Consider the following 26,090-nt stretch of genomic DNA (forward strand, 5'->3'; position numbering starts at 1 on the left):
ACCTGGGCCAGGTTTCATTCGGGTAATCACCGGTTTAGTCTTGTAAGTTAACGAGTTAGAAGCATACTTGTAATCAAAATAACTTTTCATGAAACTTGTAATATAGCGTTGTTGACATTCAAAATGTTACAATCACCGCAGTAAATCTAAAATAACATTATATAGCAATTCTATTTTTTTCGATAAACTGGCTGATTTAAACGTTGAACGACTCCCAAAGAGGTGTTTAAATAAAATTTTATCCTATTCAAGAATAATTCAACTTTTTAAATTAACGTAAATAAATACAAAAAATTATTTTAATATTCCGGTATCAATAATTATAATATAATTTATAAATGAAAACGCTATCACTTACTTATCAGTTAATACGGATTATTCAGATAATTGGATTTACCACGTTTGGTTCAAATATATACATAACATTGATTAAAACGGATAACCAATTCCTAAATTAAAGGTAGTATGCTTGTTGTTGCGGTTAAATATATCTTTCAACGTAAACTGATTTAATACGTACCGGTTTCCCTGCGGAAAGGAGGGGTCCAATACTTTGGTCGAGAAATCGAAACGGGCAATTAAAAAATTAAAATCCAGGCGTAAACCGGTGCCTACGCCTACGGCAAATTCACTTAAAAAATCGCTCCACTCAAATTGCGAATTAGGCCGGTTCTCATCTTTTGAAATCATCCAGGTATTGCCGGCATCAATAAATAAAGCGCCGTTTAAATAGCCTATTATGTTAAACCGGTGTTCCAGATTGGTTTCAATGAGCATTTCGCCGGGCTGCTCGGTGTCGTAGTCTCGTTCTAAAATTTCATTGCCGTTGCTATCGCGCAGAATCTGGTTCGTTTTCGGGTCGCGCTTGGGCCTTTGGGCATAATACGCTCCTGGACCCAAACGCCGGGGCCGCCAGGCCCGGATACTGGAACCGCCGCCCCCAAAAAAGTATTTATCGTAAGGCAAACCAAGCGATTGAAAAGGCTGCACCAAGCCAATGTTTAACCGGTATACTAAAAAAGATTTATTCGTGAATTGAAGGTATTTGCGGTAGTCGCTATTTACCCGGTAAAATTTATACAAGCGCAAATCGCCTAAGTAATTCAGGCGCTCATTGGATTTAAACTGTTCGGCGGCTAAGGCAGTTAAGCCGCCCACTTCGGTAAATAAACGCCAGAACTGACCCGAGTTATTGTTGTGAAAATCGTTATAAAAACGGGTAAAGTTAATGCTGGGCACTACGGCGTTGGTAAAGCTTTGCCCGTAGGTCGTATTTCTGTTTAATAACGAGTCGAAGTCCGGAGATAAACGGGGCGTTTTTATTAAGCTGATATCTACGGGCGTAAAAACGTACTGCAACGTAGGGGAAGGCTGCCAGATGTAATCAAATGTTGTTTCCAGGTTCGTCCGGATGTATTCCCGCCGGTCTACGTACGTGTACGCTACATTTAACCGGCTGCGCGGATTAAACCGGCTAAATTGTTTATTCACCTTAAATGGCACTAAAAACTGCGGGAAGGTAAGGCCAATGTTTCCGCCTAAATCTTTCATGTAAATAGATTCACTAAAGTCCAAACTACTAAACTGACCTTGTAAACCACCTCTTAATCCAATATCTAAAATTTCGGCTCCTCCTAATATGTTCCGTACTTTCAGGCGCAAGTTTACAAAAGGGCCGGGCAAACGAGCCGTATAACTGCCGCCGGCTTCGCTGGTTTCCTGGTATTTTTTAGTGGGAGATACGTTTACAAAAGCATCTAGCAGCGGTGGACCCGTAGAATCGGCTACAACGGCATAATTTACGGAATTAAACCGGAACATGTCCATATTATTTAATTGCCGCTGGGTGAGCTGGGTTAAATCCAGACTATAGCGCTGATGCGGGTAAATAGTTAGCTTAGAGTCGAGCACTTTAGGATTAATCTTATGGCGGTAGGCCAAGTATTTAACATGGTTATACCAGAGAGTATCCCGTTTAAACCCAAATCGCTTTAAACCCGCATCACCAATAAAATTCACATCCCGGATCCGGTATTGTTTGTGAGGTTGGTTATTTTTATTGTTGGCAATAATATAGGTAAAATGCGCCGTATAAGGCGCATAATTGGTATCTACTTTGGCGGTAATGAAAGGCTTCCGAAATTCGTAATATCCTAAATTGCGCAGTAAAATCTCCAGCCGGTTTCTTTCTTGGTCAATAATGCCTTCGTCGTAGTTCTGGCCTATTTTTAATAAAGCCGCTGTTTGCGCGGAGTCTACAATATGAGCAATTACCGGATCGGCAATATCGTAATTAATCAGCGAGAGGCGGGTCGGCTTATCCTCGTTCACCAAAAGAGTAAGATATACCTTTTGGTCTTTAATTTCTTCGTTGTAGGTAACCTGGGAGTGGAAAAAACCTTTGGTGTTCAGGTAGGTTTTTATCTGCCGTAAAGTGGCTTGGGTTTTGGTGGTGTCGTAAATAGTAGGCGGTTCACCTACCGTCATGAGCCAATTGCCTTCTTCTCTTTTCCGGGTCATAACGGCCAAGCGTTGCTCGCGTTTGGCCAGAATATTTGATATTTTTACCGAATCGGTACCGGCCGCCGCAATTTTTGCATCCGTTTGAACCCGGTACTCGTCCATCCACTTTTGAATTTTAACCGGGTTGTAGAATTTCTTGCCAAAATAGTAAAGCGACAAGTAAGGCGTAGTTCCTAAAAACTTACGATTTGGTTTTTGTTTGTATAAGGTGCTAATTTGAGCAGGATCGTTGACTGCTACCCCTTTTAGTTTAATGGCATATAATAAGCTTTGATTTTTCTCTAACCGGTGCGTGGGTACGCACGAAACTGCCAGCCCCCAACAACTGAGAAAAAAAAGTATGTAACCCGTTAACTTCAAATTTATCTTTGCGCTATGTTATCGAAAGCAGCTTTAAAATATATTAATTCTCTGCAAGTAAAAAAATACCGTTATCTGCACCAAGCCTTTCTGGTAGAAGGGGCTAAAAGCGTGCAAGAATTGCTTTTATCAGATTATACCATCGAAAAGCTGTTCGTAACCGAAGAGTTCCTCCGTAAAAGTACCGAATTAAAGTCGAAAAGTTTGGCTTACGAGCTAATAGACGAAAAAGACCTTACCCGAGCCGGCACTTATACCACTAATAACGCTGTCTTAGCTATTGCTAAGATGAAAGCTCCTATTTTTTTTCAACCGGATTTGTCCGTCTTAAGCTTGGCTTTGGATGATATACGGGATCCGGGAAACCTGGGCACCATTATCCGGATGGCGGATTGGTACGGACTAAAGCACATTATTTGCTCGGAAACTTGTGCCGATTTTTATAACCCGAAAGTAATAGCGGCTACGATGGGTTCTTTTACGCGTGTTAATGTATTGTACGTAGACCTGCCGGAATACTTAAAAAAATTACCCGTTGACCTGCCTTTGTACGGTGCCTCGCTACGCGGCCAAAATATTCATCGCTTAACGTTGCAGCCGGGTGGGGTGTTAATTATGGGTAACGAAGCTCATGGTATTCGGCCGGAAGTAGAAAAATATGTAAAGCAGTTAATTAAAATCCCCCGGTTCGGACAGGCTGAATCTTTAAATGTAGCGAATGCCACGGGTATTATTCTGGATAACTTTTTCCGGAATTAACCCCTCCGCCCGAAAGGGCACCTCCCCTAAAAACAGGAGAGGCCGGTATTGCTGCGTAGCAAACTAATTATACTAATATGAATTAAAAACGTACTTTTCTTTCCTGAATATATCTTTGTGAGATGTTTTTTTAAACCCATTATAAAATTGACGCATTAAGTAAACTTAAATGAAAAGCTAGCTACCCAGCTATACCGACCTCTCCTGTTTTTAGGGGAGATGCCCTTTCGGGCGGAGGGATCAACTATTTTTAAAATAATAAAGGAGATTCTTTCACAGAATCTCCTTTTCAAATAAACGACTCAAACTTAATCCTTTAAATCCGGAAGCCGAAGCTAATTACGTTCATTTTTGGCCCGCGATTATCTTTGAACAAATCGTTTAGGTTGTATTTGGCAAATAAGTTAATCCACTTGTATCCAATCATAAAGTTGACACCGTATTGCATATCTTCCAGGTTGTAATTGCCCCGTTCTTTGTCTTTGTAGGTATTGCCTTCGCTCTGGTATTTTATTTTAGTGTGCGAACCTAAACGGTAACCCACAAAGCCCCCGCCGCCAATTTTAAAGGATTCTTTGCCGTTTTTGTCTTTAAAATTTAATTCTATAATCACCGGTAAATTTAAAGACGAAGTAGTTAATTTGCTTTTCTCCAACGATAGGGTAGGCTCGTTGTAAAAAGTAGTAACATCATTCTCGTCGGCAATTCTCCGATTTTTATTTAGCATGTAATTATTAAAAGCAAGCTCTAAACCGGTACGCAGGTGTAAGGGACTTTTAACGCCACCAATACGAGTAGTAATGTACTGGTTTAAACTAATGTAACGAGAACCAATAGGCTTTAAATCGTACAAGCTGTTATTCGTTTCCGGCACGTTTACAAAGGTGTTCAAGCCTAAGTCGAGGGTACTGAAAAAATGGTGTCTCCGGTTCATTCTCCGTTCCATTTTTTCTTTCCGAAGGCTATCGTTGCGGGCATCAATGTTCACGTGCACGGAGCCATGGTGCTCATTGTCCTCTTCATCTTCTTCTTCGTAGTCTACTTCCACTTTAACTACATCGCCGGCGCGCGCCGACCAGGATTGCTTGTTGCCATTGTTGCCGGACGACATCCGGATTTTAATTTGTTCCGGGGCCTGCGGATTATTCATATCCTTAGCCGGGTAAAAAGTCATGCTTATCTCCGCCGAACCATTAGGGCTCGACTTACTCATGCTCTCCACTTGCTGCACGTATTTATTTAACAAAACCATTAAAGAGTCCAGGCTGTAATTCTGGAAATTCTTAAGCTGGCCGGTATTTTTTACCTGCAAAGTTAAAGAAGCGCCATCCGCTAAGTTTATTTGAATGGTATCCGACAGCGGATTTAAAAGTTTGGATTTAATAGCTAAACCGTTCGCCAAGGACATGCCGGTAGCTGCAACCCAAAAAAGGGTAGTAATTAAAAGTATGCGTTTCATAAAAATGTAAGATTAGAGGTTAATAACTTTGGTATATTTTTGTTTAAATAATTTACTTTCTACATCAATGCGGTAATTAGCATTTACTCCCAAATCAGATAATTCTACTTTCTCGCCGTTCTTTAAATTGCGGACTTGTTTGAAAATATTTTTCACCAGGCGGCCTTTCTTCGATATATTTTCTTTAATAACTTCTTCGGTGGTGGCGTATTCTTTCTCACTGGTATAAGCTACCGTAGGAACAGGATCTTTTTTAATAATTACTTCCATTACTCGTTCCTCCGTAGTGGCTGGCGCATCCGGAGTAGTTTGCGCTACCACCGTGTTAACCGGCAACGTTTCCGGAGAAGAATTGGGTTCTTTTCTTGATTTTAAATTCTCCCGGTTTTTTGTTTTAGTGGATGCTACTAAAACTCCCGGTCGTATTTTCTTGCCTTTCTTAGCGGGTTTGCTGGTAGTGGTGTTGGTACTAGCATTAGCATTATTTGTTTCACTAACCTTTTCGCGCGTTATAGTTTCGACAGTTTCCGGCCAGGAAGGTGTTTTAGCGTTTATATCGGCCAATGTGGTTTCCTTAGGAGTTAATTTTAGCGGCTGCGGCCCGCTTATCGGATTTGTGCGAGTCAGATTTCCGTCGGGTTGTATCTTGTCGGTTGGCAGCCAAAAAAACAAAACTCCAGAAACTAAAAGTAAGGTTATGGTGGCCGCCACGGAGTACACCCACATAAGGGAGCGTTTTTGTTGGGGTGGCTCCATTTTACTTTGCAAGCGGGCCCAGGCGTCCGCCGAGGGTACGGGAGCAAACTGCTGAAATTTATCTTTAAAATATTGATCTACTTCTTCTTCCTTCATGATACTTTTTGCTTTTAAAGCGTAATCGATTCTTTGTTTTGCAGACGACGTTGCAGCAACGCGCGGGCCTTACTTAACTGAGATTTAGAGGTTCCTTCCGAAATATTTAATAAATCTCCAATTTCTTTGTGCGAATATCCCTCAATGGCATATAAGTTAAACACCGCCCGGTAACCAGCTGGTAACTCATGCAGCAAGCGTAGCAAATCTTCGGCTGCTAAATCTTGTTCGGCATTGGCCTCGGTGGCTACCTGCAAAATATCTTTTTCAATGGCTAAATGCAGGGGTTCTTTCTTCCGTAAAAATCCAAGAGCCTCGTTTACCATAATGCGTTTCATCCAACCTTCAAAACTTCCTTTACTTTCAAACTGACTAATATGCTGAAACACTTTCACAAATCCCGTTAACATTACTTCTTCGGCATCCAGCTGGTTTTTTAAATAGCGCAAACAAATACCTAACATCACTCCGGCGTACTTTTCATACACGGTTTTATGTGCTTTGGCTTCTCCTTTGTTTAGGCCTTGTATAAGTTCCGCTTCGGTCACGTGGATGATTAAAAGTGTTTCAGATTATTAAATTAGGACTGTTTGTTTAGTAGATGCAAGCAATTTTACATGGGTTGCCTGAAAACCGCAAAAAGAAAGGAAATTATTTGTATATTTTTAAAATTAACTGTAAATCAATGAGATAGAATAATTAAGCCAGCGGTTTTTTGTTTTACCCAAGTAAAGATTTTAGATTTTTGCTGAGAAAAAGTTTGTATAAGATTAAGCTACTTGAATAACGCTCATTATTAATTATATGGTTAAATCTACTTTAATGGATAAGTATCTGCCCGATTATGATTTTAATGAAGTACATACCATTATAATAAAGCAACCCGTAGAGAAAGTTTATCCTTTGCTTAAAAGCCAGGATTTTTCGTCGGAAAAAATAATTAAAGCGCTTTTTAAAATCAGAGGTTTGCCGGTAAGTAATTTCACGCTCTCGGGTTTAGTGGAACAAATGAATTTTACCTGGCTCGCAGAACAGGAAAATAAAGAATTATTAATAGCTTACTGGGGTAATGTTAAACCAGAATTTATAGTTAATGCCGAAACTTTCCGCCAGGATAAATCGACCTACAACCGCAAAATTATTTGGAATTTTTTACTGGAATCCCTTACCAATACAAGCTGTAGAGTAACCACCGAAACCAGAATAAAACATTACACCGCCAAAGCCAAAATTATATTTAGTATTTACTGGTTTTTCATCCGCCCATTTAGTGGCCTTATCCGGATTTTGATGCTCCAAAATTTAAAACGTAGGGCGGAAGGAATAAAGGTATAAAGAAGAGAAGAAGCTGCGAGACAATATTTTTGCTAAACTTCGATTGAAAATGTACTGCTTACGATCGGAAAGTGGCAAAAATAAAGCCTGGATCATCTTACGATGCCAGGCTTTTTAAACTTATTCGGAGCAGATTACTACTTTCTAATATTCGCCCACGGCCAACATAACCAAGGTGCAATGGTGTAGCGTTTTAATGTTTTGCTCAGCGGCTTTTTTTTCCAGTTCCGGGTTTTCGGTACCCGGATTAAATATAATACGGTTAGGTTTTAAACTTAAAATGTAATCGTACCACGAAGGTTGATTTTGGGGCCCTACGTATAAAGTTACGGTATCCACATCTTCGACCGGACTTTTTTCGGTATCAATTTTTATTCCGGCTACATCGCCATTCCGAATGCCGACGGGTACTACCTCATGGCCGTATTGTTTTAATTTATGGACGGCCCGGTAAGCAAACCGCGACGGATTATCCGTGGCGCCTAATACAACTGTTTTTTTCATAAGGGTAAAGAATTAATTCCGTTTATGCGAGATAAATCCGGATGCGATTTACTAAATTATTTTTTCTCTTGCTGCTACAATAACGATTAAAGTAAATAAAAACTCTTTAAACCGTGTTATTAACAGGTTTTCTATTTTAAAAGTTATAAAATATTACTCCTTATTCCTGCCGTCGATTTGCTTTAGCGGCAATTTTTTCGGCGCAACGCTCGCCGTCCATCGCCGCGGAAACAATGCCGCCGGCGTAACCAGCGCCTTCGCCGCACGGAAATAAGTTCTTAATTTCTACGTGTTCGAGCGTTTCCCGGTCGCGCGGAATGCGTACCGGAGCAGAAGTACGGCTTTCCACGCCAATAATTTGCGCTTCGTTGCTCAAGTATCCTTTCATTTTACTACCGAAATACGTAAATCCTTCGCGTAAGCGATGAGCCATACTGGCCGGAAACAGCTCCTTCATATCCACGGAAGTTAAGCCAGGTTGGTACGATGTGTCTAGTAAGCGGTTCGAAAGTTTTGAACGGGTAAAATCCTGTAGCAATTGACCGGGGGCTTTTTGGGTGCCGCCGGCAATAGCACAGGCTTTTTGTTCTAAGGCTTGCTGCATCCGTAATCCCGCCAGAGCGCCGTAGGTTTTTACATCCATGTCTTCCGTTTCAATGGCTACTACAATTCCGGAGTTGGCAAATTGCGAGTCACGGCGGCTCGGCGACATGCCGTTTACCACTACTTCGCCGGGAGTCGTAGCCGAAGGCACAATAAAACCACCCGGACACATACAGAATGAAAAAATACCCCGTTGCTTTTTATCGTAAGTAGTCTGATGCACCAGAGCATACGAGGAGGCCGGTAAATACGGTCCGCGCTTATCGCAATGGTATTGGATGGAGTCAATTAAAGATTGCTGATGTTCCACGCGCACGCCCATGGCAAAAGGTTTGGCTTCGATAAAGATATTTTTAGCCGCCAGCAATTCGTAAATATCACGTGCCGAGTGGCCCGTAGCCAAAATTACACTTTCGCCCTCAAACAAATTGCCATTCTGGGTAACGACACCTTTTATCGTGTTCTGCTCAATGATAAAATCCGTAACCCGGGAATCGAAGTGGATTTCACCGCCGGCTTGTAGAATACTTTCCCGGATGTTGGCAATTAAAACCGGCAGTTTATTCGTGCCAATATGCGGATGCGCATCAAACAAAATATCGGGGGTAGCGCCGTGTTGCACTAAAATCTGTAAAACCCGGTACACATCGCCGCGCTTTTTAGAACGGGTATATAACTTACCATCCGAATACGTGCCGGCTCCGCCTTCCCCGAAACAATAATTAGAATCCGGGTTTACCACGTGTTCTTTATTAATTGCCGCTAAATCCCGGCGCCGGGTCCGTACATCTTTTCCGCGCTCTAAAATAACAGGCTTCATTCCTAATTCTATGCAACGCAAGGCCGCAAACAATCCCGCCGGACCAGCGCCCACAATAATAACCGAAGGCGCTTTTTCTACGTTTGGGTAAACAAATTTGGCTTGTAAAATATCGCTGGGTGGGGAATTAAAATACACATCGGCGCGCACCCGTAGCAGTACATTTTTCCCGCGGGCATCAATGGAACGTTTTAGTTTATGGATATAAGAAACAGCATCGGGCTGAGCACCAAGGTGTTTTAAGATGGCGTTTTGCAGTAGCGCCTCGTCGTAGGCTACTTCCGGCGGAAGCACCAATTCTAGTTCTTTTTTCATGAAAACAGGCCAGGTAGTTATCCCGGATTTTAAATTTTACAAGCCTAAAACAATATTTTAACCCGGCAAAGTTCGGATTTTCTTTAGAAGAATTATTATTTTCATGAAAACGGAATGTATAAGGAAGAAATAAAAGCGGGTTTAAATAATCCTTCTACAAGAAATACAAAGTTACGTATTCGGTTCTATACCTATACGGTATTCTCTTCGTTAAATCAGTATGGATCTTTTTGTGGAAAAAAGCTCGGTGGTAAGAAGAATCTGGGGTAACAGCGACACCATTTTATTTATATTTGCCGGATCAGCCGCCGAATTTGCTTTAAATAAAGCGGTAGACTGGTTGTACTTTACGGGACGTTTACCCGCCGACCCGCTAGGCCGGTTATTTTCGACGGTGGCTTACGCGCGGCAAATTGTCTTCTCGGATAGGGGAGGAGCTTACCGGGCCATTGATAAGATGGCGGCCATTCACGCAAAAGTAGAAAAGAACCGGGGAGCCGCTATCCCGGATTGGGCTTATCGCGACGTATTGTTTATGCTCATTGATTATTCCATTCGGGCTTATGAGTTAATGGAAATAAAATTAACGGAGGTAGAGAAAGAAGAAGTTTGCCAAGTGTTTCTGCAAGTTGGCCAGCGCATGGGATTAACGGGACTGCCCACCACTTACCCGCACTGGCGAAGGATGCGGGAACAACATTTGCAACAAGATTTAATGTATAGCCATTTTACCGCTGATTTATATAGGCAATACAAAAAGCATTTAGGCGCTTTCCGGTACGTTTTATTAAAACAAGCGCAACAAATGCTGGTGCCGGACCGAGTAAATAAACTGCTCCGTTTAGGTAAAATATCTTTTATGAAACCAATAGTCTTCGCCTATAAATTGAGTCGTACGTTTAAATTAGATGGATTAGTAAAAAACACTATCTTGCCGACGACCTACAAAGCAGAAATTAAAAATTTAGATAAAATACCGGTTTAATTCAAAAAATTAGCTCCAGTAATGGAGCTTTCATAAATTTAATTTCTTATTTTAAATTAGCCGTTTAGCTGGTATTAATTAAAATTTAAAGTATTTCTGCTATTTATTTATAAGTAGAAAAGTTATTATCAAAACACGTTTACACGCATTTTAAATGAATAAGGGATTATTGATTTCTGTACTACTAGCAGTTATTGTTTTAGGAGCCTGGTTTATTATGCGGTCCGGAGAGCCACAGGTAGAGCAAGATATTTCCAGTACGCAAGCAACTACTTCGGTGGCTAGTTCCCCGCCGGCGCCAGTTAATGATCTACCTAATTTGCCGCTCACCAAACCGGATCAAACAAAATTCAATGCTAAAGATTTAAAAGGGAAAACCGTATTAATATTTTTTGAACCCGATTGTGAGCATTGCCAACGCGAAGCGAATGAAATGCAGAAACATTTGCCCGCTTTTGCCAAATACTCGGTCTACTTTTTTTCTCCGGCCCCTTTTGATCAAATGCAGCAATTTTTTATGAAATATAATTTATCGGGTCCTAATATTTCCTACGCTCAAACTCCCTTTAATATTATTCTGCAGGAATTAGGAGCTATACCGGCGCCTTCGGTTTACATTTATTCGGAGCAAGGAAAACTCATTAAAGCTTTTAAAGGGGAAACCCCCATGGCGAATATTCTGCCCTTGTTATAAAAAAGTAGCACTCTTAGTAACGGATGTTATGCAAGCTTAAGCTTGAGTAACATCCGTTTATAAATGATAATTAGTAAATGATAATTAGTAAATGATAACTGGTAAATGGATCAGAAACTTTGCTCTCATCTTCAAGCTTTAGAAGAGTTAAAACCGGCAGATAAACATTACTGCGAAGAATGCGTAAAAACCAACTCCACCTGGGTACACTTACGCGTTTGCCAGACTTGCGGTAAAGTCCATTGCTGCGACGATTCGCCTAACCAACACGCTACGAAACATTACCACGCTACGCAGCATCCGGTAGTAATTTCTGCTGAACCGGGAGAACATTGGCTATGGTGTTTTCCAGATCAACAGTTTGCTGCGTATTAATTTCTAAGAATAAGATTTGCTGAAAACACCTTAGCAAGTAAAAACTAGGAAAATGTTCTGTGCTAGTTATTTAAAATCTAATAACTTACTGGAAAAAACCGGAATTTATTTAATTGTGGAGTGAATAGAAACCGGATAAAAGTAAACTTCGGCTGTATTTTTTAAGGGAAATTACTAATTAAACCGTTACTTTACCGGCTAAGTAATCCGTTAATTTACCCCATTGGATGGCCTGAAAACCGCCCCAGCCACTTTCCGCAATCAGAGTATTTAAAAAAGCCCGACTGCCTGCCTGATAATCCTGGTTGTTAATCTTTTCGTTTTTACCAATTTGGTACCCGCGCAGTACGGTTCCTTCGCGCTCTACCCGGAAGGTACTACTAGCTTCTTTTACAAAAAAATGTTGCGTTTCGGCTGATTCCGTGTTCGGATTGGGGCAAGGATGAACCGTAAATTGGGCCGAGCTTTCGGTCTCATCCAAAACTTCTATTTCTACCCAATTCTCCACCGTTATTCCCGGCAAAACTATTTGAATAAAATAGCCTTTTTGCGGTTGCTCTGCGGTGGGTTGGCCGTGGGAGTTATGCAAGGTAAAAGTTGAATTAATACCCGGTAGTTTACTCCAACTGTTTACGGCGTACAAACGGGCTTTTCCCGCATTAAATGCATTTTGAGCAGTGGCCTCATCCGCATAAGTTTGTTCACTGCAAAAAGTTTTATCTTTTCCGGCTTCACCCGTCAGAACCTCCCATTCGTGTTTAATCTTATTTAGAAAATTTTCCTCTGCCATGTCCTTAACCGTTTAAAGTAAATGATGGCTTGCTTTACGCAGCCGACAAGTGCCTGGTTTATAATTTAGGGAGTTTATGGCATCCGATATCTAATTTCTTGTAAAAATCTGATTAAAAACTAGAGCCTGCTTTTAGTTGAAAACAGGCTCTAACATTCTTTGATTTACCAAGTACTATTTTAATACTGGTGCCTGTATAATTATCTACAAAGCAATTTTATTGAAACCGCAATAAGGATGTAGGACGGCGGGTAATAAAATCCCTTCGGCCGTTTGGTTATTTTCGAGTAAGGCCGCTACAATGCGGGGCAGGGCCAACGCACTACCGTTTAAAGTATGTAACAATTGCGTTTTACCACCTCCCGGTTTATACCGTAAATTTAAACGGTTGGCTTGGTAGGTTTCAAAATTACTGCAGGAACTTACTTCTAACCAACGGTTTTGCGCCGCTGAAAAAACTTCCATGTCGTAGGTTAAAGCGGAGGTAAAGCCTAAATCGCCGCCGCAAAGGCGAAGCACCCGGTAAGGCAATTCTAATTTCTGAAGCAAACCCTGAATGTATCCACTCATTTCTTCCAGCGCCGCGTAAGATTTATCGGGTTCTTCAATTCGCACAATTTCTACTTTATCAAACTGGTGCAAACGATTTAACCCTCTCACGTCGGCTCCCCAGGAACCGGCCTCGCGACGAAAGCAGGGCGTATAACCCGCATTACGGATAGGCAGCTTATCAAACGAAATAATTTCGTCGCGGTATAAATTGGTAATAGGTACTTCGGCCGTTGGAATCAGGTAGTAGTTATCCTCGGTAGCGTGATACATTTGTCCGTCTTTATCCGGTAGCTGACCGGTGCCATAACCCGAAGCTTCGTTTACCAGAATAGGTGGTTGAATTTCGGTGTAACCCGCTTTTAACGCTTCATCGAGGAAAAAATTAATTAAGGCGCGTTGCAAACGGGCGCCTTGTTTTTTATAAACCGGAAATCCCGCTCCGGTTATTTTGTTACCTAGCTCAAAATCAATTATATCATATTTTTTTATAAGCTCCCAATGAGGTAAAGCATCGGAAGATAAGGCCGGAATTTCTCCGTGTTGGTATACAATTTCGTTATCTTCGGGCGTTTTACCTTCGGGTACGCTGCTATGAGGTAGATTAGGTAACTTTACCAGTGCATTTTGTAAATTTTTTTCAATTTTTAACAACTCTTCTGCCAGATTTTTAGTTGTAAGCTTAAGAGCGGCTGTTTCTGCTTTCAAAGTTTCGGCCTGTTCTCGCTGGCCGCTTTTCATTAGCGTACCAATTTCCCGGGCCAGACTGTTTGCTCGAGCTTGTTCTTCATCGTGCCGGGCCTGTAAGCTTCGGCGTTGGTTGTCCAGATCTAAAATTGTTTGAACTTCCTGAGCGGCGTTTTTATAGTTTTTTTTTGCTAAACCAGCCAGTACTAAATCTGTTTGCTCTCTTAAAACCGATAATTGCAGCATTTTTTTTCGTTTTATATCGGTGTAAAATTATACTTTTTTGAATTAAGCGCGTAGTAAATAAAAATAGATTTCAAAGTACTTGAAAACGTATTAAATAAAATTTACATTAACATTTGGTAATTAATTAACATTGCTATAACATTGCAAGGCTAATTAAAACGAACCTAGTATCCTGGTTCACTCAATCGAATAAAAAATAATCAGGTTTTCCTTAAATCTATCTCCTGTTGCTGCCCGCACCCTGAGAATCATAAAATTTTGTTAAAATTCTTAACCTTATATGTACAATATTGAAGAGTTGAAAGATAGACTTCTTTCAGAGCTAAAAGAGATTGCTGAAGGGCTTGGCGTTACAAGCTTTAACCGATTAAGTAAACAAGACCTCATCTATAAAATTTTAGATCAGCAAGCAATCATCCCTCCCGAAAAACTTCCCAAAAAATATAAAACTCCAGCCCGTACCCAGCCCGTAGCAGTAGAAGAAGCGGTGCCTGCTATTCCTAATCAAGGCCTGATAGATTTTGAGGTGAAGCCTAGCCCGGAACTCACACCGGAACCAGCAGTAGCGTTAGAAGCTGCGCCGGAAGTAACCATTACGGAGCCGGAAACTCCTCGTCGGCAATCTGCCCGCCGGGAACCGCGGGTGCGTACCGCTACTACAACCAGTCCAGGTCCGGAGCGGGTTAATACAAATACTCAGGTAAATCCGGAGGCTCCTGCCCGGGAACCCAGACCAGTTCGCGAAGTAGCTCCCACCCGCGAGGCGCCAGCTAGCAGAGAAATTGCACCTAACCGGGAACGTTCGAATGGGGTGGCTCGCGAAAAACCACTGCCAGCACCCGCCCGCGAAAACCGGGAACCCGTTCGGGAGCAGCCCCGTGAAGAACGCGAAACCGTTACCGTCTTAAGCGAAACCAAAGAACCGGCTACCCTTACCCGGGAACCTATTCCGGCCCCAGTACGGGAGAATCCAGTTCGGGAAAATGGGGAAGTTAGCCCAACCCCGCAAGTTCGCGAATTTCGGGAAGCCCCGCGCGAGCCAGCACCGGTACCTGTCCGGGAAAACCGGGAACCATTGCCACCCCGTGAAAATCGCGACAATAACCAGCAACCCCGCAAACCAAACCCTAATCTTCCATCCGGTAATAATAACATCAACAATAATAACTTTAAAGAATTTGACGGAGTTATTATTAACGAAGGGGTATTAGAGTTAATGCAGGATGGATACGGATTTTTGCGGTCTACGTATTATAATTATTTGGCTAGTCCGGATGATATTTATGTATCGCCCTCGCAAATTAAATTATTCGCTTTAAAAACCGGAGATACCGTTAAAGGACAAATTCGGCCGCCGAAAGAAGGTGAAAAGTACTTTGCTTTGTTAAAAGTGGATTCTATTAATGGCCGCACCACCGAAGAGATCAGAGACCGGATTCCTTTCCAGCATTTAACGCCCTTGTTTCCGGAGGAACGTTTACAACTAACAACCAAAGCTAGCCTGTATTCTACCCGGATTATGGATTTATTTGCCCCGATTGGTAAAGGTCAGCGGGGAATGATTGTGGCACAGCCGAAAACGGGTAAAACAGTATTATTAAAAGAAATTGCTAATGCTATTTCGGAGAATCATCCGGAAGTATATCTGATGATTTTACTCATCGACGAACGTCCGGAAGAAGTAACTGACATGGCTCGTAGTGTAAACGCGGAAGTAATTGCCTCTACTTTTGATGAAACGGCTGAGCGCCACGTTAAAATTTCGAGCATTGTGTTAGATAAAGCCAAACGGATGGTGGAGTGTGGCCACGATGTAGTTATTTTATTAGATTCTATTACTCGTTTAGCCCGGGCGTACAATACCGTAGTGCCTAGTTCCGGTAAAATTTTATCGGGTGGGGTGGATGCCAATGCCTTGCACAAACCCAAACGTTTCTTTGGGGCGGCCCGTAACGTAGAAAATGGGGGTTCTTTAACAATTATTGCTACGGCCTTAATAGACACCGGTTCTAAAATGGACGAAGTTATTTTTGAAGAATTTAAAGGTACCGGTAACATGGAATTGCAACTGGATCGGAAACTGGCCAACAAACGGATTTATCCGGCTATTGATGTGCCCGCTTCGGGTACTCGCCGCGAAGACTTGTTGATGGACAAAGATGAATTAAACCGCGTTTGGATCTTGCGCAAGTTTATGTCGGATATGAACTCCGTGGAAGCTATGGAATTCCTGAAAGACCGCATGAAAGGCACCAAAGACAACGACGAGTTCTTGATTTCTATGAATAGTTAAGTTATTCTTAATTTAAAAGAAAGCCCCGGCAGAGTTATCCGTTGGGGCTTTTTTTATTATTTTAGCGACTAGTTTTTAGTTAAATAGCAGCTTTTATTTAGAAATTTTGAAACGATTATTAAGAATAGTCCTTAATTGATACCCTGCTTATAAAAAACAAAGTAAATAAATCAACCAGCCTGCGGCTTAGCAAGCAAATTACCGGGTAAAATACAGCATTAAAATAAAAGCTAAACTTAAACTTACCGACGAAACCTTGTTCATGCGCATGGTATTTTCAAAATTAGCCGCTCTGGCATCTTTATTTACCTGCCAAAACCAGCTACTAAAAATAAACAAAACCGGGCCGGTACAAAGCAGGAAAATATAAATGTTTATCATCTGGCCGGTAACCAGATAATTCCAGATCAGTAAACTGGCGCCAACCAATAAACTTACCGCGGAAAATAGGAAAGTGCCTTTAATGCCTAAATAAAGACTTAGAGTACGATCGCCGCGTTGGGCATCTTCGTGGTGCTGGTAAACTTGGGTGAGCGGGTAAGAGCCGCACAAAAATAAGGTGCTTACCAGCGCAAAAATTAAATTAGTTCGTTGCATGATTTGGGCCGGAGTGACCTCACAGCCTAATTGAACCACCACAAAAGTGAAAAATCCCTGAAAAATAATTACCACCAAAGTACTGAGGAAAGGATATTTTTTCAGCCGTATTTTATCGTAACTATAAGCTTTAGATACCAGCAGGTAAATAAAAATTCCGGAAGTAAATTCCAGGGAAATAAACAAAAAAGAGCAAAGAATGGCCAGTGAGTCGAACAGCAAAACGAGCCAAAATAATTTTTGAGTAACTTTGGGCGGATGTTTTAGCCCGCCAATACTGCCTTCATCTTTATCGTAATAAGAATTATAACCATTACTGGCGGGGTACACTAATACATGTAAAATAAGAAACACCCATACCGCTTTAACCGGGTTAAAAGAAGTGGAGGCGCTCAAAGCAAACCAGTAAACGGGCATTAAAAACACCGAAAAAGGAATCCGCATTAATTTAAAAGCGTCGGACATTTATTTTGTAGGTTGGAAAGTTAGAAGGTTAAAAGGTTGGAAAGTTTTAAATCTTCATTTTGTAATCGTGCATCCGGGTTTCTAATACTGTCATATCGTTACTAATTTACTTCTAATTGGTTTACCTGCATTATTAAACGGCAAATGCATGTTCTAAAAAATAGTATTTCAACTTTTTAACTTTCCAACCTGTAACCTAAACCGGGTAACCAATAAGGTAAATTACTTTTGAACCACTCCAATGCCGGGCTTTACCCGCTTGCCAGGTATAATTTTCAGCAGAAATATCTTGGGTAATTTTTAAAAGCATGGTCGGAGAATATAAGCGAAGAATGGAAACCATTCCATCCCACATAATACATAAAGGCAAAACCGGGATTAGGTAAGTAAAAAACAAGCGACTAAACCGGAAGGGTTTTATAAAGGGCGTAACTAGTAAAATAATGAAAGGAAATAGGAACAGCACCAAAGCAATCTCCAGCCAACTTTTATTTGCTCCTTCAAATACCCCAATCGGCACCTTTTTACGGGCGGCATCTCGCAGAATGGCAGTGGCTAAACCCGGTTTAAAATGATGAAAAGCCGAAAATATAGTCCGGAAATTAGTAAAAGAACCCGGAACATTAGTAGCATCAATGGGTTCGGCAATATAGGTAATGGCGCCTTTGGTTTGTTTTTGGATTAGCTCGAATGCCGGTTGATTCGGAAATTTATCGGTTAAAGTAATATGAACCCCATAACCCAACCGTTTACTTAATTCTTGCTGAATGCCGGCAATACCCCCACCACCGCCGGAACATAAATCCAGAATGTCGGCTTCCGGGGTGTGCCGCAAAGCTTCTTGCATTAGGGGAATAATAGGTTGGTATATGTTTATCTTACTAATCATAAACCGTAAAAAGTCCATCATGCTCTGCCGCAGAATATCCGGAAACCAGGATAGATCTTCAAATTCAAACAAGTGGTAACGTTTCATCATACAGGCTAAGCAGTGTGTAATCGGTTACAGGTACTCCATTTACCTAGGTTTATAAGTACAAATAAACCTAAATGTTAAAAAGCTTACTCGCAAAATCAGCCCTTAAAAAGCCCTGTCTCTTGGCTAGTAAACTAGGGAGAGAACTTAAAATAGAGCCGGTTTAGTATTTAAGAGCACCATTATTTTTGATTTTTGAACTCCCTGGTATTTGCAAAATCCCCATTAGGGCAGTTTTAGCATAGTAGTTTGCTTTATTAAAAACTACTGTAACATGAATTACAAGCCTTTCATTTAGCTGCTTCACTTTCGGACACTGAATGTTCGTTTTCGTACACAGAAATGCTGATTTGTTTAAGAGTTAATTTGTAAATATTTGGTAATTAATAATTTAAAATTTGTGGCATTGGGCTTGTAAACTGGTTGGCATACCTTAATAAAAAGAACAGTTAACCATCCAGAATTTAGTTAAGGCATTTAAAAAAATTAATTATAACCAAAAACAAATTAAAACTCATGAAAAAAGCATTATTATCACTCGCTATCTTATTCCAGGTTGTTGCTGCTTCTGCCAATGATAAAGGCGGAAAACAAGAACTTACCGTTTACAAGCAACCTTCTAAAGAAACGGAAATATTAAAAGTAGTTTCTGAAACCGACGAAGTAGCCTTGGTGCGTCCGTTTAATAACAAATGGTCGATTGTTACAGTAAATAAAGAAGTGGGCTATATGTCGAGTTATCAGTTGGCGCAATATAATAAGCAGCAACGCGCGGCGGGTATTGCCAAAACTAAAGCTAACCGTGTTAAGCAGAATGGCCGCTCTTAAGCAAAGAAGAATATTATCTAAACTTGTTAACTAAAATTAAACCGACGGAGAAATCTTCGTCGGTTTTTTATTTTAAATCGATAAACCAAAAAGAGCGATCATAAACTGGGCTGGTTGATTCTGTGTTTAATGGATCTTGCGGCGGTTCATAAGTGCGGAGTACAATTTCTCCCTGCGTAAACGGAATGGGGTTTGAAAAAATAGGGCCATCGTACACAAAACTGTGGTATTCGCCATTTTCGCCGCACGGGTCTACTCCGGCCGGTAAATTCTTTAAGAAATAATCATCTATTTCTATCCCGGCGTAAGTTTCGGGAAAATACTTGGCATTGAGGCATACCAAAATTGCTTTAAATTTTAGATTAATAAATTGCTGTAATAAGGTTGAAGTTGGTATTTTCCATAGCGGAAATATTGCTTGTAAACCCATTTGTTGCATGTGTTGCTCCCGATACGCGCGTAAATCATCCAAAAATATATCGCCATAAACGGCTACGGAAACTCCCATTTCTTTTAACGGATAAAAGGCCGTTGCCATTACATTCTCGTACTCCGCCATACTTGGGTTTTCGGGTACCCATACCTGAATCAAGGGCAGTTGCAAAGCTTGGGCTTGTTGTAACAGCAAAGAAGTGCGTACCCCGTGCATGGATACCCGGTTAAATTGTAGGTTAATGGTAGTGAGCAGGTGCGTAACCTGGTAGCTCGGGTCCTGTAGCACTTGGTATAAAGCCAAGGCCGAATCTTTACCGCCGCTCCACACAAATACCGCTTTCTTTTTTAAAGAACTATTCATAAGAGCAGTTAGGTCAATTAGTTTCGAACCAAGTTACCTGAAAATGCTCTGCTTTTAAAGTTTTTTAATAGCCAAACTTAGGAACATTAAGCTATTTCAAATTCGCGGGGCAGAGCAAAACTTAAGTAATGGTTCTTATTACGACCATGTAAATGAGCCAGAAACTCGTCGAGGGGCACTTTATACTCCAGGTGATAATCTTCGTGCAGATTTTTTCGGATAAGCTGCGCGGTGCGAACCGTTAAACGGGCCGTAGAAACAAAAAAGCTGCGGTACGCACTTTCGAACTGGCCGGTAAAATTATCGAAAATAAGTTGGAGTAAATAAATATGCAATTCCACTTCACCTTTTGCGTCTTTCGTGATTCGCTTGTAACGGGCAATTTCTTTATTTGCTTTCCGCAGCGACTTGGCAAGGCTTTTCGCAAAACTGCGGCCGGAAGTAGTATGCATTAAATCGTGGATTTTTTCGGAAGTTTCTTCGAGTAAGCGTTCCAGGGTAACTTCCTCCAAGAGCTCAAAAACCAGCATATCGTAGAGTTCCGCATCGCGCCGAACGGCCCGCAATAGCAAGGTTTCTTTCTCTTTTTCAGTTAATTCTTTTAAAGCTTTTTTAAAACTAGCAGAAGGCGCAGGCATGGATAAAGAACAATATATAATAAGTTAATTCGGAATGGATTTTAGTTTTTTCTTGTTCTATAGTTGTATTTATTAAGACAATTTCCCGGGCTGGAAAAGTTCTTTGCGTGTAAATTGGTTTGTTTTTAATATTTTTGATTTTTAGAAATCCAAAAAGTTAAAATGCAGGTATATACCAAATTGTAAGAGTAGTTTGGTAAATGATACGGGTCATTACTGAAACAATTTAGCTGAATTTCGTAAATTTGTGTTATGTCTACTGCCACTGAAATATTACACGACGAAGACGTACTGCTGCTCGAAGAGCATATAGACCTGCGTAATTTAGTTGTTTATAACGACGACGTAAACACGTTTGAGCACGTAATTGAAACGCTTATTCAAGTTTGTAATCATTCGCAAGAGCAGGCCGAACAATGCACCTATCTCATTCATTATAAAGGTAAATGTACCGTAAAAGTGGGTGCTTTTGAAGAATTAGAAGGTATGTGTACCGCCATCCACGACCGGGGCATTTCTGCCGACATTGTTTAATCTGATATTTCTGAATGAATTTTCCTTCAAAACTAATTGAAAGTGCCGTTGATGAGTTAGCAAAATTACCTGGTATTGGCCGCAAGACCGCCTTGCGCCTGGTGCTGCATTTACTTAAATCCGAAGCGGAAGAAACTACCGATTTGGCCAATGCGCTTACCAAAATGCGGAACGATATTACGTATTGCCAGTATTGCCATAATATTTCGGATACGGAGGTTTGCAGTATTTGTGCTAATCCGCTCCGCGACCAAACCGCTCTTTGCGTGGTAAGCGATATCCGCGATGTCATTGCCATTGAAAATACGGCGCAGTATAAAGGTTTGTACCACGTGCTGGGCGGCGTTATTTCCCCTATCGAAGGAATTGGCCCTTCGGATTTAAATATTACCTCTTTGATTGAGCGTATCCCGGGTTCCGAGGTGAAAGAAGTAATTTTGGCAATTAGCCCTACTATGGAAGGTGATACTACCTCGTTTTACATTACCCGCAAACTGCGCGAATTAGGGATAAAAATAACTACCATTGCCCGCGGCGTACCCGTGGGTGGCGAACTGGAATATACCGATGAAATAACGCTGGGCCGTAGTATTGTGGAGCGAACCAGTTATAACAAATTGTAAGATATATTTAAAACATTGAAAAAGGCTATTGAATGTTCAATAGCCTTTTTTGTTGGTACTTGGTCCGAAGAATAAAGTTATTCGGTAAAAAAATTGTCTACTGGCATCTTCGTTTAATCCTTTGAGTTTTTAATTCATTCCTGCTGATTATCTAAGGTAAAAAACTTGATTTTGGCCTTCCAATCACCTTAAAATACTGAAAAATCGGTATTTTCTTCCTTTTCTTATCGGCCTACCTTTATTCTATAATTAGTAGCAATTGTTTCCTTTGAACGGGAGCAAACAATTCTTTTATAGTTCAAACGCAATTACCAACCTTAACTTTTAAAACTTATGAAAAATGTAAAATCTTTTCCTTTCCTGTTTATTCTTCTGTTCCTGTTTATTGGTTGCGACAAAGATGACGATGATTCTAAAACGGAAACGAAAGCCGATCTTATTGCCGATAAGAACTGGGTACTAACCGGGCATACTTTTCAGGAAAATAATGGCCCCGTAGAAGATGAATTTGTAAATTATGAGGTTTGCGAAAAAGATGATATTTACAGATTTGCCAAAAACGGAACCTACGAAGTTAATGCCGGTGCAACCAAATGTGCTTCTACGGACCCGCAAATATATGATCAGGGAACCTGGAGTATAACCGGTGATAATTTAATGATAAATGAAGCCGGAAGTTCTTCCGGAGACAGTTTTACAATTGTGGAATTAACTAAATCTAAGCTGGTGCTATCCTCCACTGAATCCTATCAAGGCACTACCGATATAGAAGTGGTTACCTTTTCCAAGCAATAACTTTAACTAATATCGCTACGAAACCCTTCTTTTTTAACGTAAAAAGGTTTTTTCTAGAGCTTTACTACTTAAAATTTAAGTAAAAACTTCTTTATTTTAAATCGGCTACCTGATTTTAGCAAAAGCTTTTCATTAATTTTCTGGTTCTGGTTACTTATTATTGTAAATTATAGATATTTGTAGAAACCACCACGTGCGTCTGTTTGAAAAAACTGTCTGTTATAATTGTTAATTACAATGTTTGCTATTTTCTGGAGCAGGCGCTGCTTTCCGTCCGGAAGGCCATTTTAAAACTAAATGCTCCCGCCGAAATATTTGTGGTAGATAATAATTCCGGAGATAATTCGGTGGCGATGGTGCAGCGCCGTTTTCCGGAAGTAAAACTAATAGAAAACAAGCAAAATTTAGGTTTCGCGAAAGCTAATAACCAGGCTATCCGGCAAGCCACTGGCGAATATGTATTACTCCTCAATCCGGACACGATAGTAGAAGAAGATACTTTTCTGAAATGCTGCTGCTTCATGGACGAACATCCGGAGGCAGGAGGTCTGGGCGTAAAAATGTTAGATGGTACCGGCACCTATTTACCCGAATCTAAAAGAGGATTACCCACTCCTTGGGTAGGATTTTACAAAATCTTTGGACTGACCCAGCTTTTTCCGAACTCCGAAAAATTTGCCCGCTATTATTTAGGTCATCTCGATAAAAATAAGATTCAGGAAGTAGAAGTTTTGGCGGGCGCTTTCATGTTTCTCCGGCACTCGGTTCTCCAAAAAATAGGTTTGCTCGACGAAGCTTTTTTTATGTACGGCGAAGATATTGACTTATCGTATCGTATTCAGCAGGCGGGTTATAAAAATTTCTACTTGCCGCATACGCGTATTCTGCATTACAAAGGAAAAAGTACCCGGCGCGGCAGCCTCAACTACGTATTTGTTTTTTATAACGCCATGGCTATTTTTTACCGGAAACATTTTTTCGGTCGAATGGCATTCGTGTATTCTTTTATCATTCAGTTCGCCATTGTTCTGCGGGCGGGCATTTCCGTTTTAGTGCGGATCTTTCATACCTTTTTACCTTTCCTCGACGACGCGGCTTTACTTTTTGTCGGTTTGTATGGCTTAAAGATTATTTTAGAACAGCGGACTAGTATTCAATTTCCGGCTTATTTTCCTTCTCAGGTGATTCCTGTTACCGTTATCTTATGGATGGGCGCGATTTATTTTAATAACGGGTACGAAAAGCCTTTTAACCTCGGTCGTTTTATTCGGGGAATAATAGTAGGAACTATTCTGGTGGCAGCTTTGGGCAACTTTTGGCCGGGGGCGAATCTTGCGCAGAACTTTATTTTATGGGGTTCCATTTGGGCGTTATTAGCTCTTGTTGGTAAGCGATTGTTGTACCATTACGGGCAATACCGGAATTTTAGGTTAGGTACTCGTCCGAGGAGGCGCTTGGCTATTATTGGCAGCGAACAGGAAAGTAAACGCGTATTACAATTACTTAAAAAAACGGGAGCAGCTACTAAAATTGTTGGTTTTGCCAGCCCTTATGTTACTGATAATACGGCTAAAGAATACTTGGGCGAGTTACAGCAGCTAAACGACATTATTCAGGTACATAAATTAAATGAATTAATTTTTTGCGGGAAAGACTTATCCGTTACGCAAATAATAGAGTGGATGGTAGCCATAAACGACGAATCGGTGCAGTACAAAATACTACCCGAAGATAGCGAGTACATTATCGGGAGTAATAATAAAAATACTCCCGGCGATTATTATACCTTGCCCATTGAGCTCAACTTATACAAAAAAGAACAAATCCGGAATAAATTGCTTTTAGATTTTACTTTGGCTTTATCTTTTCTGGTATTATCTCCGGCGCTAATATGGCTGGTACAAAATAAAAGGGGCTTTTTCCGGAATTGCTTGTTGGTTTTAAGTGGTAATTACAATTGGGTAGGCTTGCAAAATACGTTAGATCAACATTATCGTAAAAATAAAGCTATTTTAACGCCTTTAGATCAGTTTGAGACTAGCCCAATCCCCGATGAACATACTATCCGGCAAATGGAAGTGCTATACGCCCAAAAATATAGTATTAAATCAGACCTGGAAATAATTCTGAAAGCATTCCGCCATTTAGGCAGACGAGCCGTTTAATTTAGTTGACTGAAAATGGTCTAACGTAGATAGCCAGAATTTTTATTAAAATAATCCTCTCTTTGATTAAAGATCGTGTAGAATTAAATTTTCAAGTAAAACTTATTCGTTCAGTTTCCTTAATTTAACCTCTACCCGCCGGTTCTTTTGCCGCCCCTCGGCCGTTTTATTAGTGGCAATAGGTACGGTGCTGCCATAGGGAGTCGTTACAATCCGGTTTTCTTCTACTCCCTTGGATACCAAGTATTCTTTTACTTCCATGGCCCGTTTATCGGATAATTTCCAGTTGCCCACGTAGCTGCCAATAGAATCGGCGTGGCCGCGTAAAGATAGGGCATATTTCTCGTTCACAATTGTTCTGGCTAATTGGTCTAAATCGGTATAATACGCATCCCGGATGGCTGCTTGGGCAAAGTCATATTCTAACTTAGTAATTACATCTACTTTTAGTTCCTTGTTTTTTAACTCTTTTAAAGCCATAATCGATTTAATAGCCGGAACAGTGTGGTAAGCATTTACCCCGGTGGCAACTAAGGCGAAGGTAAAAGCCAGAATTCTGAATAATTTTGTTTCCATAAAGTAGCTCGTAAATAAGAATAATTAAAAACTTCATCGAAAAATATTATTTATTCCTTATTTTTTATAATCAAGTACTTACGAAGCATAAATTCAAGTGGATTTTTAAACCAGTAAAAATTTTAGTTGTGGACTACAAAGTATGATGTTTGGCTTTATGTCTATTGCGATAGTCAAACATCAGGTTTAGACTTGCTAAATGGTTTTCCTTCTTTTTGGAGAAGCAGGTTGTTTTTCTGACGAACCGTCTGTTTCTGGCTCTGATGCAAGTATTCACGCCTTCTATGTTTTTAGTGTAAGCTTTTCCTATCGTGTGCTTTGTCGGGGGGATTACCTGAGCAAACGCTTTCCAATGATCAGTACAATATTGTTCTATTTCCACTCCTTTTAGCTTTTTGAGTAGCTGGCGTACTGTTTTAGCGCTTCGGCCGCCACAACTATAAGCCAGTACTTCATCTGTTTGGGGACAGTAAGCATACAACAACCAGTATTTTCCTTTCTTGCGCTTTCCGACAAAGCTCCAGACTTCATCGATCTGTACGGATCTATAATGCTTTTGGGTTGGTTGAATCTTAAGGGCATTCCCCTGTCGGCACAAGTTGCTTAGCACACACTTTCTACTCACTTCCAGCAACTTTTCAATGTCACGAACACCATTATTTCTTTCCAGAAGACGCCGTATCAACCGCTTGGTAGTCGGATCCGCTCCTCTATAGCGATATATTGGCTGAAATTGCTTCTGGCAATTACGACATAGAAGGTTCTGAGAACCATTCTTTTTCTTGCCATTTTTTACTACCTTGCTGCTCTGGCAGTGGGGACAGTTTATTTTGATCTGAACTTCGAACATTCCATCATCTTAAACACTTCACTGCCTCTTTTTATCCCATCATACTTTCTTTACCACTACCAAAATTTTAATACCTATCTGCTTCAGCATTTACCAAT

The 26,090-nt window shown here is 40.7% G+C and carries 25 protein-coding genes; 11 read left to right on the forward strand and 14 right to left on the reverse strand.

Translation table 11 applies throughout. The features are described from left to right. Positions 1-429 precede the first annotated feature (429 nt). Positions 430-2,883 (reverse strand): translocation and assembly module lipoprotein TamL, encoded by a 2,454-nt coding sequence (gene tamL / locus AHMF7605_RS28195; protein ID WP_106933247.1) that lies wholly within the window; start codon positions 2,881-2,883, stop codon positions 430-432. Positions 2,884-2,898: 15 nt separating this feature from the next. On the opposite strand from tamL, the gene AHMF7605_RS28200 reads away from it, so the two are divergent. After that, positions 2,899-3,642: a TrmH family RNA methyltransferase gene (locus AHMF7605_RS28200; protein WP_106933248.1), complete on the forward strand. Its 744-nt coding sequence runs from the start codon at positions 2,899-2,901 to the stop codon at positions 3,640-3,642. Positions 3,643-3,958: 316 nt separating this feature from the next. On the opposite strand, the gene AHMF7605_RS28205 is transcribed toward AHMF7605_RS28200, so the two are convergent. Genes AHMF7605_RS28205 through AHMF7605_RS28215 form a run of 3 tightly spaced genes read right to left on the reverse strand, consistent with a single transcriptional unit; the run spans position 3,959 to position 6,501 of the window. Continuing rightward, on the reverse strand, positions 3,959-5,101 hold the full coding sequence (locus AHMF7605_RS28205) for an outer membrane beta-barrel protein (RefSeq protein WP_106933249.1): 1,143 nt from the start codon (positions 5,099-5,101) through the stop codon (positions 3,959-3,961). Positions 5,102-5,113: 12 nt separating this feature from the next. Further along, positions 5,114-5,953 carry a hypothetical protein gene (locus tag AHMF7605_RS28210; protein ID WP_106933250.1) on the reverse strand — a complete coding sequence of 280 codons (840 nt, stop codon included), beginning with the start codon at positions 5,951-5,953 and terminating at the stop codon, positions 5,114-5,116. 14 nt (positions 5,954-5,967) lie between these two features. Beyond that, on the reverse strand, positions 5,968-6,501 hold the full coding sequence (locus AHMF7605_RS28215) for an RNA polymerase sigma factor (protein WP_106933251.1): 534 nt from the start codon (positions 6,499-6,501) through the stop codon (positions 5,968-5,970). A gap of 274 nt (positions 6,502-6,775) precedes the next feature. Between AHMF7605_RS28215 and AHMF7605_RS28220 the strand changes: the two genes are divergently transcribed. Beyond that, complete coding sequence (locus AHMF7605_RS28220; protein WP_146153692.1) at positions 6,776-7,288, forward strand: hypothetical protein; 513 nt, start codon at positions 6,776-6,778, stop codon at positions 7,286-7,288. A 144-nt stretch (positions 7,289-7,432) separates the two neighbouring features. Here the strand turns inward: AHMF7605_RS28220 and AHMF7605_RS28225 are convergent, their stop codons facing one another. After that, positions 7,433-7,792, reverse strand: a complete 360-nt coding sequence (locus AHMF7605_RS28225) for a CoA-binding protein (protein ID WP_106933253.1) — start codon at positions 7,790-7,792, stop codon at positions 7,433-7,435. A gap of 160 nt (positions 7,793-7,952) precedes the next feature. Next, complete coding sequence (locus tag AHMF7605_RS28230; RefSeq protein ID WP_106933254.1) at positions 7,953-9,530, reverse strand: NAD(P)/FAD-dependent oxidoreductase; 1,578 nt, start codon at positions 9,528-9,530, stop codon at positions 7,953-7,955. Between the two features lie 220 nt (positions 9,531-9,750). Between AHMF7605_RS28230 and AHMF7605_RS28235 the strand changes: the two genes are divergently transcribed. The 3 genes from AHMF7605_RS28235 to AHMF7605_RS28245 all read left to right on the forward strand — a co-directional run bounded on the left by AHMF7605_RS28235 (position 9,751) and on the right by AHMF7605_RS28245 (position 11,584). After that, positions 9,751-10,515, forward strand: a complete 765-nt coding sequence (locus AHMF7605_RS28235) for an oxygenase MpaB family protein (protein WP_106933255.1) — start codon at positions 9,751-9,753, stop codon at positions 10,513-10,515. A gap of 154 nt (positions 10,516-10,669) precedes the next feature. Continuing rightward, positions 10,670-11,209 carry a peroxiredoxin family protein gene (locus AHMF7605_RS28240; protein ID WP_106933256.1) on the forward strand — a complete coding sequence of 180 codons (540 nt, stop codon included), beginning with the start codon at positions 10,670-10,672 and terminating at the stop codon, positions 11,207-11,209. Positions 11,210-11,314: 105 nt separating this feature from the next. Continuing rightward, positions 11,315-11,584 (forward strand): UBP-type zinc finger domain-containing protein, encoded by a 270-nt coding sequence (locus AHMF7605_RS28245; protein WP_106933257.1) that lies wholly within the window; start codon positions 11,315-11,317, stop codon positions 11,582-11,584. Positions 11,585-11,762: 178 nt separating this feature from the next. Here AHMF7605_RS28245 and AHMF7605_RS28250 read toward each other — a convergent pair whose 3' ends face one another. Next, positions 11,763-12,374: a hypothetical protein gene (locus AHMF7605_RS28250; protein ID WP_106933258.1), complete on the reverse strand. Its 612-nt coding sequence runs from the start codon at positions 12,372-12,374 to the stop codon at positions 11,763-11,765. Positions 12,375-12,578: 204 nt separating this feature from the next. After that, positions 12,579-13,856 (reverse strand): serine--tRNA ligase, encoded by a 1,278-nt coding sequence (serS, locus tag AHMF7605_RS28255; protein ID WP_106933259.1) that lies wholly within the window; start codon positions 13,854-13,856, stop codon positions 12,579-12,581. A 280-nt stretch (positions 13,857-14,136) separates the two neighbouring features. On the opposite strand from serS, the gene rho reads away from it, so the two are divergent. After that, positions 14,137-16,149 carry a transcription termination factor Rho gene (gene rho, locus AHMF7605_RS28260; RefSeq protein WP_106933260.1) on the forward strand — a complete coding sequence of 671 codons (2,013 nt, stop codon included), beginning with the start codon at positions 14,137-14,139 and terminating at the stop codon, positions 16,147-16,149. A gap of 198 nt (positions 16,150-16,347) precedes the next feature. Here the strand turns inward: rho and AHMF7605_RS28265 are convergent, their stop codons facing one another. Together AHMF7605_RS28265 and AHMF7605_RS28270 are read right to left on the reverse strand one after the other, a co-directional pair. Then, positions 16,348-17,211 (reverse strand): UbiA family prenyltransferase, encoded by an 864-nt coding sequence (locus tag AHMF7605_RS28265; RefSeq protein ID WP_106933261.1) that lies wholly within the window; start codon positions 17,209-17,211, stop codon positions 16,348-16,350. 196 nt (positions 17,212-17,407) lie between these two features. After that, complete coding sequence (locus tag AHMF7605_RS28270; RefSeq protein WP_146153693.1) at positions 17,408-18,190, reverse strand: class I SAM-dependent methyltransferase; 783 nt, start codon at positions 18,188-18,190, stop codon at positions 17,408-17,410. Between the two features lie 513 nt (positions 18,191-18,703). On the opposite strand from AHMF7605_RS28270, the gene AHMF7605_RS28275 reads away from it, so the two are divergent. Further along, complete coding sequence (locus AHMF7605_RS28275) at positions 18,704-19,015, forward strand: hypothetical protein (protein ID WP_106933263.1); 312 nt, start codon at positions 18,704-18,706, stop codon at positions 19,013-19,015. Positions 19,016-19,082: 67 nt separating this feature from the next. Here AHMF7605_RS28275 and AHMF7605_RS28280 read toward each other — a convergent pair whose 3' ends face one another. Both AHMF7605_RS28280 and AHMF7605_RS28285 read right to left on the reverse strand, forming a co-directional pair. After that, positions 19,083-19,811 (reverse strand): Dph6-related ATP pyrophosphatase, encoded by a 729-nt coding sequence (locus AHMF7605_RS28280; protein WP_106933264.1) that lies wholly within the window; start codon positions 19,809-19,811, stop codon positions 19,083-19,085. A gap of 86 nt (positions 19,812-19,897) precedes the next feature. After that, the gene (locus AHMF7605_RS28285; RefSeq protein ID WP_106933265.1) at positions 19,898-20,449 is read right to left on the reverse strand and encodes a hypothetical protein; all 552 of its coding nucleotides are present in this window, start codon (positions 20,447-20,449) and stop codon (positions 19,898-19,900) included. Between the two features lie 252 nt (positions 20,450-20,701). Between AHMF7605_RS28285 and AHMF7605_RS28290 the strand changes: the two genes are divergently transcribed. The 4 genes from AHMF7605_RS28290 (at position 20,702) to AHMF7605_RS28305 (ending at position 24,566) form a co-directional block, all read left to right on the forward strand. After that, positions 20,702-20,983 carry an ATP-dependent Clp protease adaptor ClpS gene (locus AHMF7605_RS28290; RefSeq protein WP_106933266.1) on the forward strand — a complete coding sequence of 94 codons (282 nt, stop codon included), beginning with the start codon at positions 20,702-20,704 and terminating at the stop codon, positions 20,981-20,983. Positions 20,984-20,997: 14 nt separating this feature from the next. Continuing rightward, positions 20,998-21,606, forward strand: coding sequence for a recombination mediator RecR (gene recR, locus AHMF7605_RS28295; RefSeq protein ID WP_106933267.1), 609 nt, complete (start codon positions 20,998-21,000; stop codon positions 21,604-21,606). A gap of 333 nt (positions 21,607-21,939) precedes the next feature. Next, entirely contained in the window at positions 21,940-22,401 is a 462-nt protein-coding gene (locus tag AHMF7605_RS28300; RefSeq protein WP_106933268.1) for a lipocalin-like domain-containing protein, read from the forward strand. 203 nt (positions 22,402-22,604) lie between these two features. Continuing rightward, entirely contained in the window at positions 22,605-24,566 is a 1,962-nt protein-coding gene (locus tag AHMF7605_RS28305) for a glycosyltransferase family 2 protein (protein WP_199200324.1), read from the forward strand. 102 nt (positions 24,567-24,668) lie between these two features. Here the strand turns inward: AHMF7605_RS28305 and AHMF7605_RS28310 are convergent, their stop codons facing one another. Together AHMF7605_RS28310 and AHMF7605_RS28315 are read right to left on the reverse strand one after the other, a co-directional pair. After that, positions 24,669-25,142: an OmpA family protein gene (locus AHMF7605_RS28310; protein ID WP_199200325.1), complete on the reverse strand. Its 474-nt coding sequence runs from the start codon at positions 25,140-25,142 to the stop codon at positions 24,669-24,671. A 133-nt stretch (positions 25,143-25,275) separates the two neighbouring features. Further along, a complete protein-coding gene (locus AHMF7605_RS28315) occupies positions 25,276-25,992 on the reverse strand; it encodes an IS1 family transposase (RefSeq protein ID WP_106925291.1) in 717 nt (238 codons plus the stop codon). Positions 25,993-26,090: the final 98 nt, after the last annotated feature.

This window comes from Adhaeribacter arboris (genome assembly GCF_003023845.1).
In the GTDB taxonomy this organism is placed as follows: Bacteria; Bacteroidota; Bacteroidia; order Cytophagales; family Hymenobacteraceae; genus Adhaeribacter; species Adhaeribacter arboris.

Bases quoted from the DNA above. Each gene is read 5' to 3' on its own strand.
- AHMF7605_RS28270 (WP_146153693.1), bottom strand. From the start codon at position 18,190: ATGATGAAACGTTACCACTTGTTTGAATTTGAAGATCTATCCTGGTTT.
- serS (WP_106933259.1), bottom strand. From the start codon at position 13,856: ATGCTGCAATTATCGGTTTTAAGAGAGCAAACAGATTTAGTACTGGCT.
- AHMF7605_RS28230 (WP_106933254.1), bottom strand. From the start codon at position 9,530: ATGAAAAAAGAACTAGAATTGGTGCTTCCGCCGGAAGTAGCCTACGAC.
- AHMF7605_RS28205 (WP_106933249.1), bottom strand. From the start codon at position 5,101: ATGAAACGCATACTTTTAATTACTACCCTTTTTTGGGTTGCAGCTACC.
- AHMF7605_RS28240 (WP_106933256.1), top strand. From the start codon at position 10,670: ATGAATAAGGGATTATTGATTTCTGTACTACTAGCAGTTATTGTTTTA.
- AHMF7605_RS28235 (WP_106933255.1), top strand. From the start codon at position 9,751: ATGGATCTTTTTGTGGAAAAAAGCTCGGTGGTAAGAAGAATCTGGGGT.
- AHMF7605_RS28220 (WP_146153692.1), top strand. From the start codon at position 6,776: ATGGATAAGTATCTGCCCGATTATGATTTTAATGAAGTACATACCATT.
- AHMF7605_RS28275 (WP_106933263.1), top strand. From the start codon at position 18,704: ATGAAAAAAGCATTATTATCACTCGCTATCTTATTCCAGGTTGTTGCT.
- AHMF7605_RS28280 (WP_106933264.1), bottom strand. From the start codon at position 19,811: ATGAATAGTTCTTTAAAAAAGAAAGCGGTATTTGTGTGGAGCGGCGGT.
- AHMF7605_RS28285 (WP_106933265.1), bottom strand. From the start codon at position 20,449: ATGCCTGCGCCTTCTGCTAGTTTTAAAAAAGCTTTAAAAGAATTAACT.
- AHMF7605_RS28250 (WP_106933258.1), bottom strand. From the start codon at position 12,374: ATGGCAGAGGAAAATTTTCTAAATAAGATTAAACACGAATGGGAGGTT.
- AHMF7605_RS28210 (WP_106933250.1), bottom strand. From the start codon at position 5,953: ATGAAGGAAGAAGAAGTAGATCAATATTTTAAAGATAAATTTCAGCAG.
- AHMF7605_RS28225 (WP_106933253.1), bottom strand. From the start codon at position 7,792: ATGAAAAAAACAGTTGTATTAGGCGCCACGGATAATCCGTCGCGGTTT.
- AHMF7605_RS28265 (WP_106933261.1), bottom strand. From the start codon at position 17,211: ATGTCCGACGCTTTTAAATTAATGCGGATTCCTTTTTCGGTGTTTTTA.
- AHMF7605_RS28315 (WP_106925291.1), bottom strand. From the start codon at position 25,992: ATGTTCGAAGTTCAGATCAAAATAAACTGTCCCCACTGCCAGAGCAGC.
- AHMF7605_RS28290 (WP_106933266.1), top strand. From the start codon at position 20,702: ATGTCTACTGCCACTGAAATATTACACGACGAAGACGTACTGCTGCTC.
- recR (WP_106933267.1), top strand. From the start codon at position 20,998: ATGAATTTTCCTTCAAAACTAATTGAAAGTGCCGTTGATGAGTTAGCA.
- rho (WP_106933260.1), top strand. From the start codon at position 14,137: ATGTACAATATTGAAGAGTTGAAAGATAGACTTCTTTCAGAGCTAAAA.
- AHMF7605_RS28200 (WP_106933248.1), top strand. From the start codon at position 2,899: ATGTTATCGAAAGCAGCTTTAAAATATATTAATTCTCTGCAAGTAAAA.
- AHMF7605_RS28300 (WP_106933268.1), top strand. From the start codon at position 21,940: ATGAAAAATGTAAAATCTTTTCCTTTCCTGTTTATTCTTCTGTTCCTG.
- AHMF7605_RS28245 (WP_106933257.1), top strand. From the start codon at position 11,315: ATGGATCAGAAACTTTGCTCTCATCTTCAAGCTTTAGAAGAGTTAAAA.
- AHMF7605_RS28310 (WP_199200325.1), bottom strand. From the start codon at position 25,142: ATGGAAACAAAATTATTCAGAATTCTGGCTTTTACCTTCGCCTTAGTT.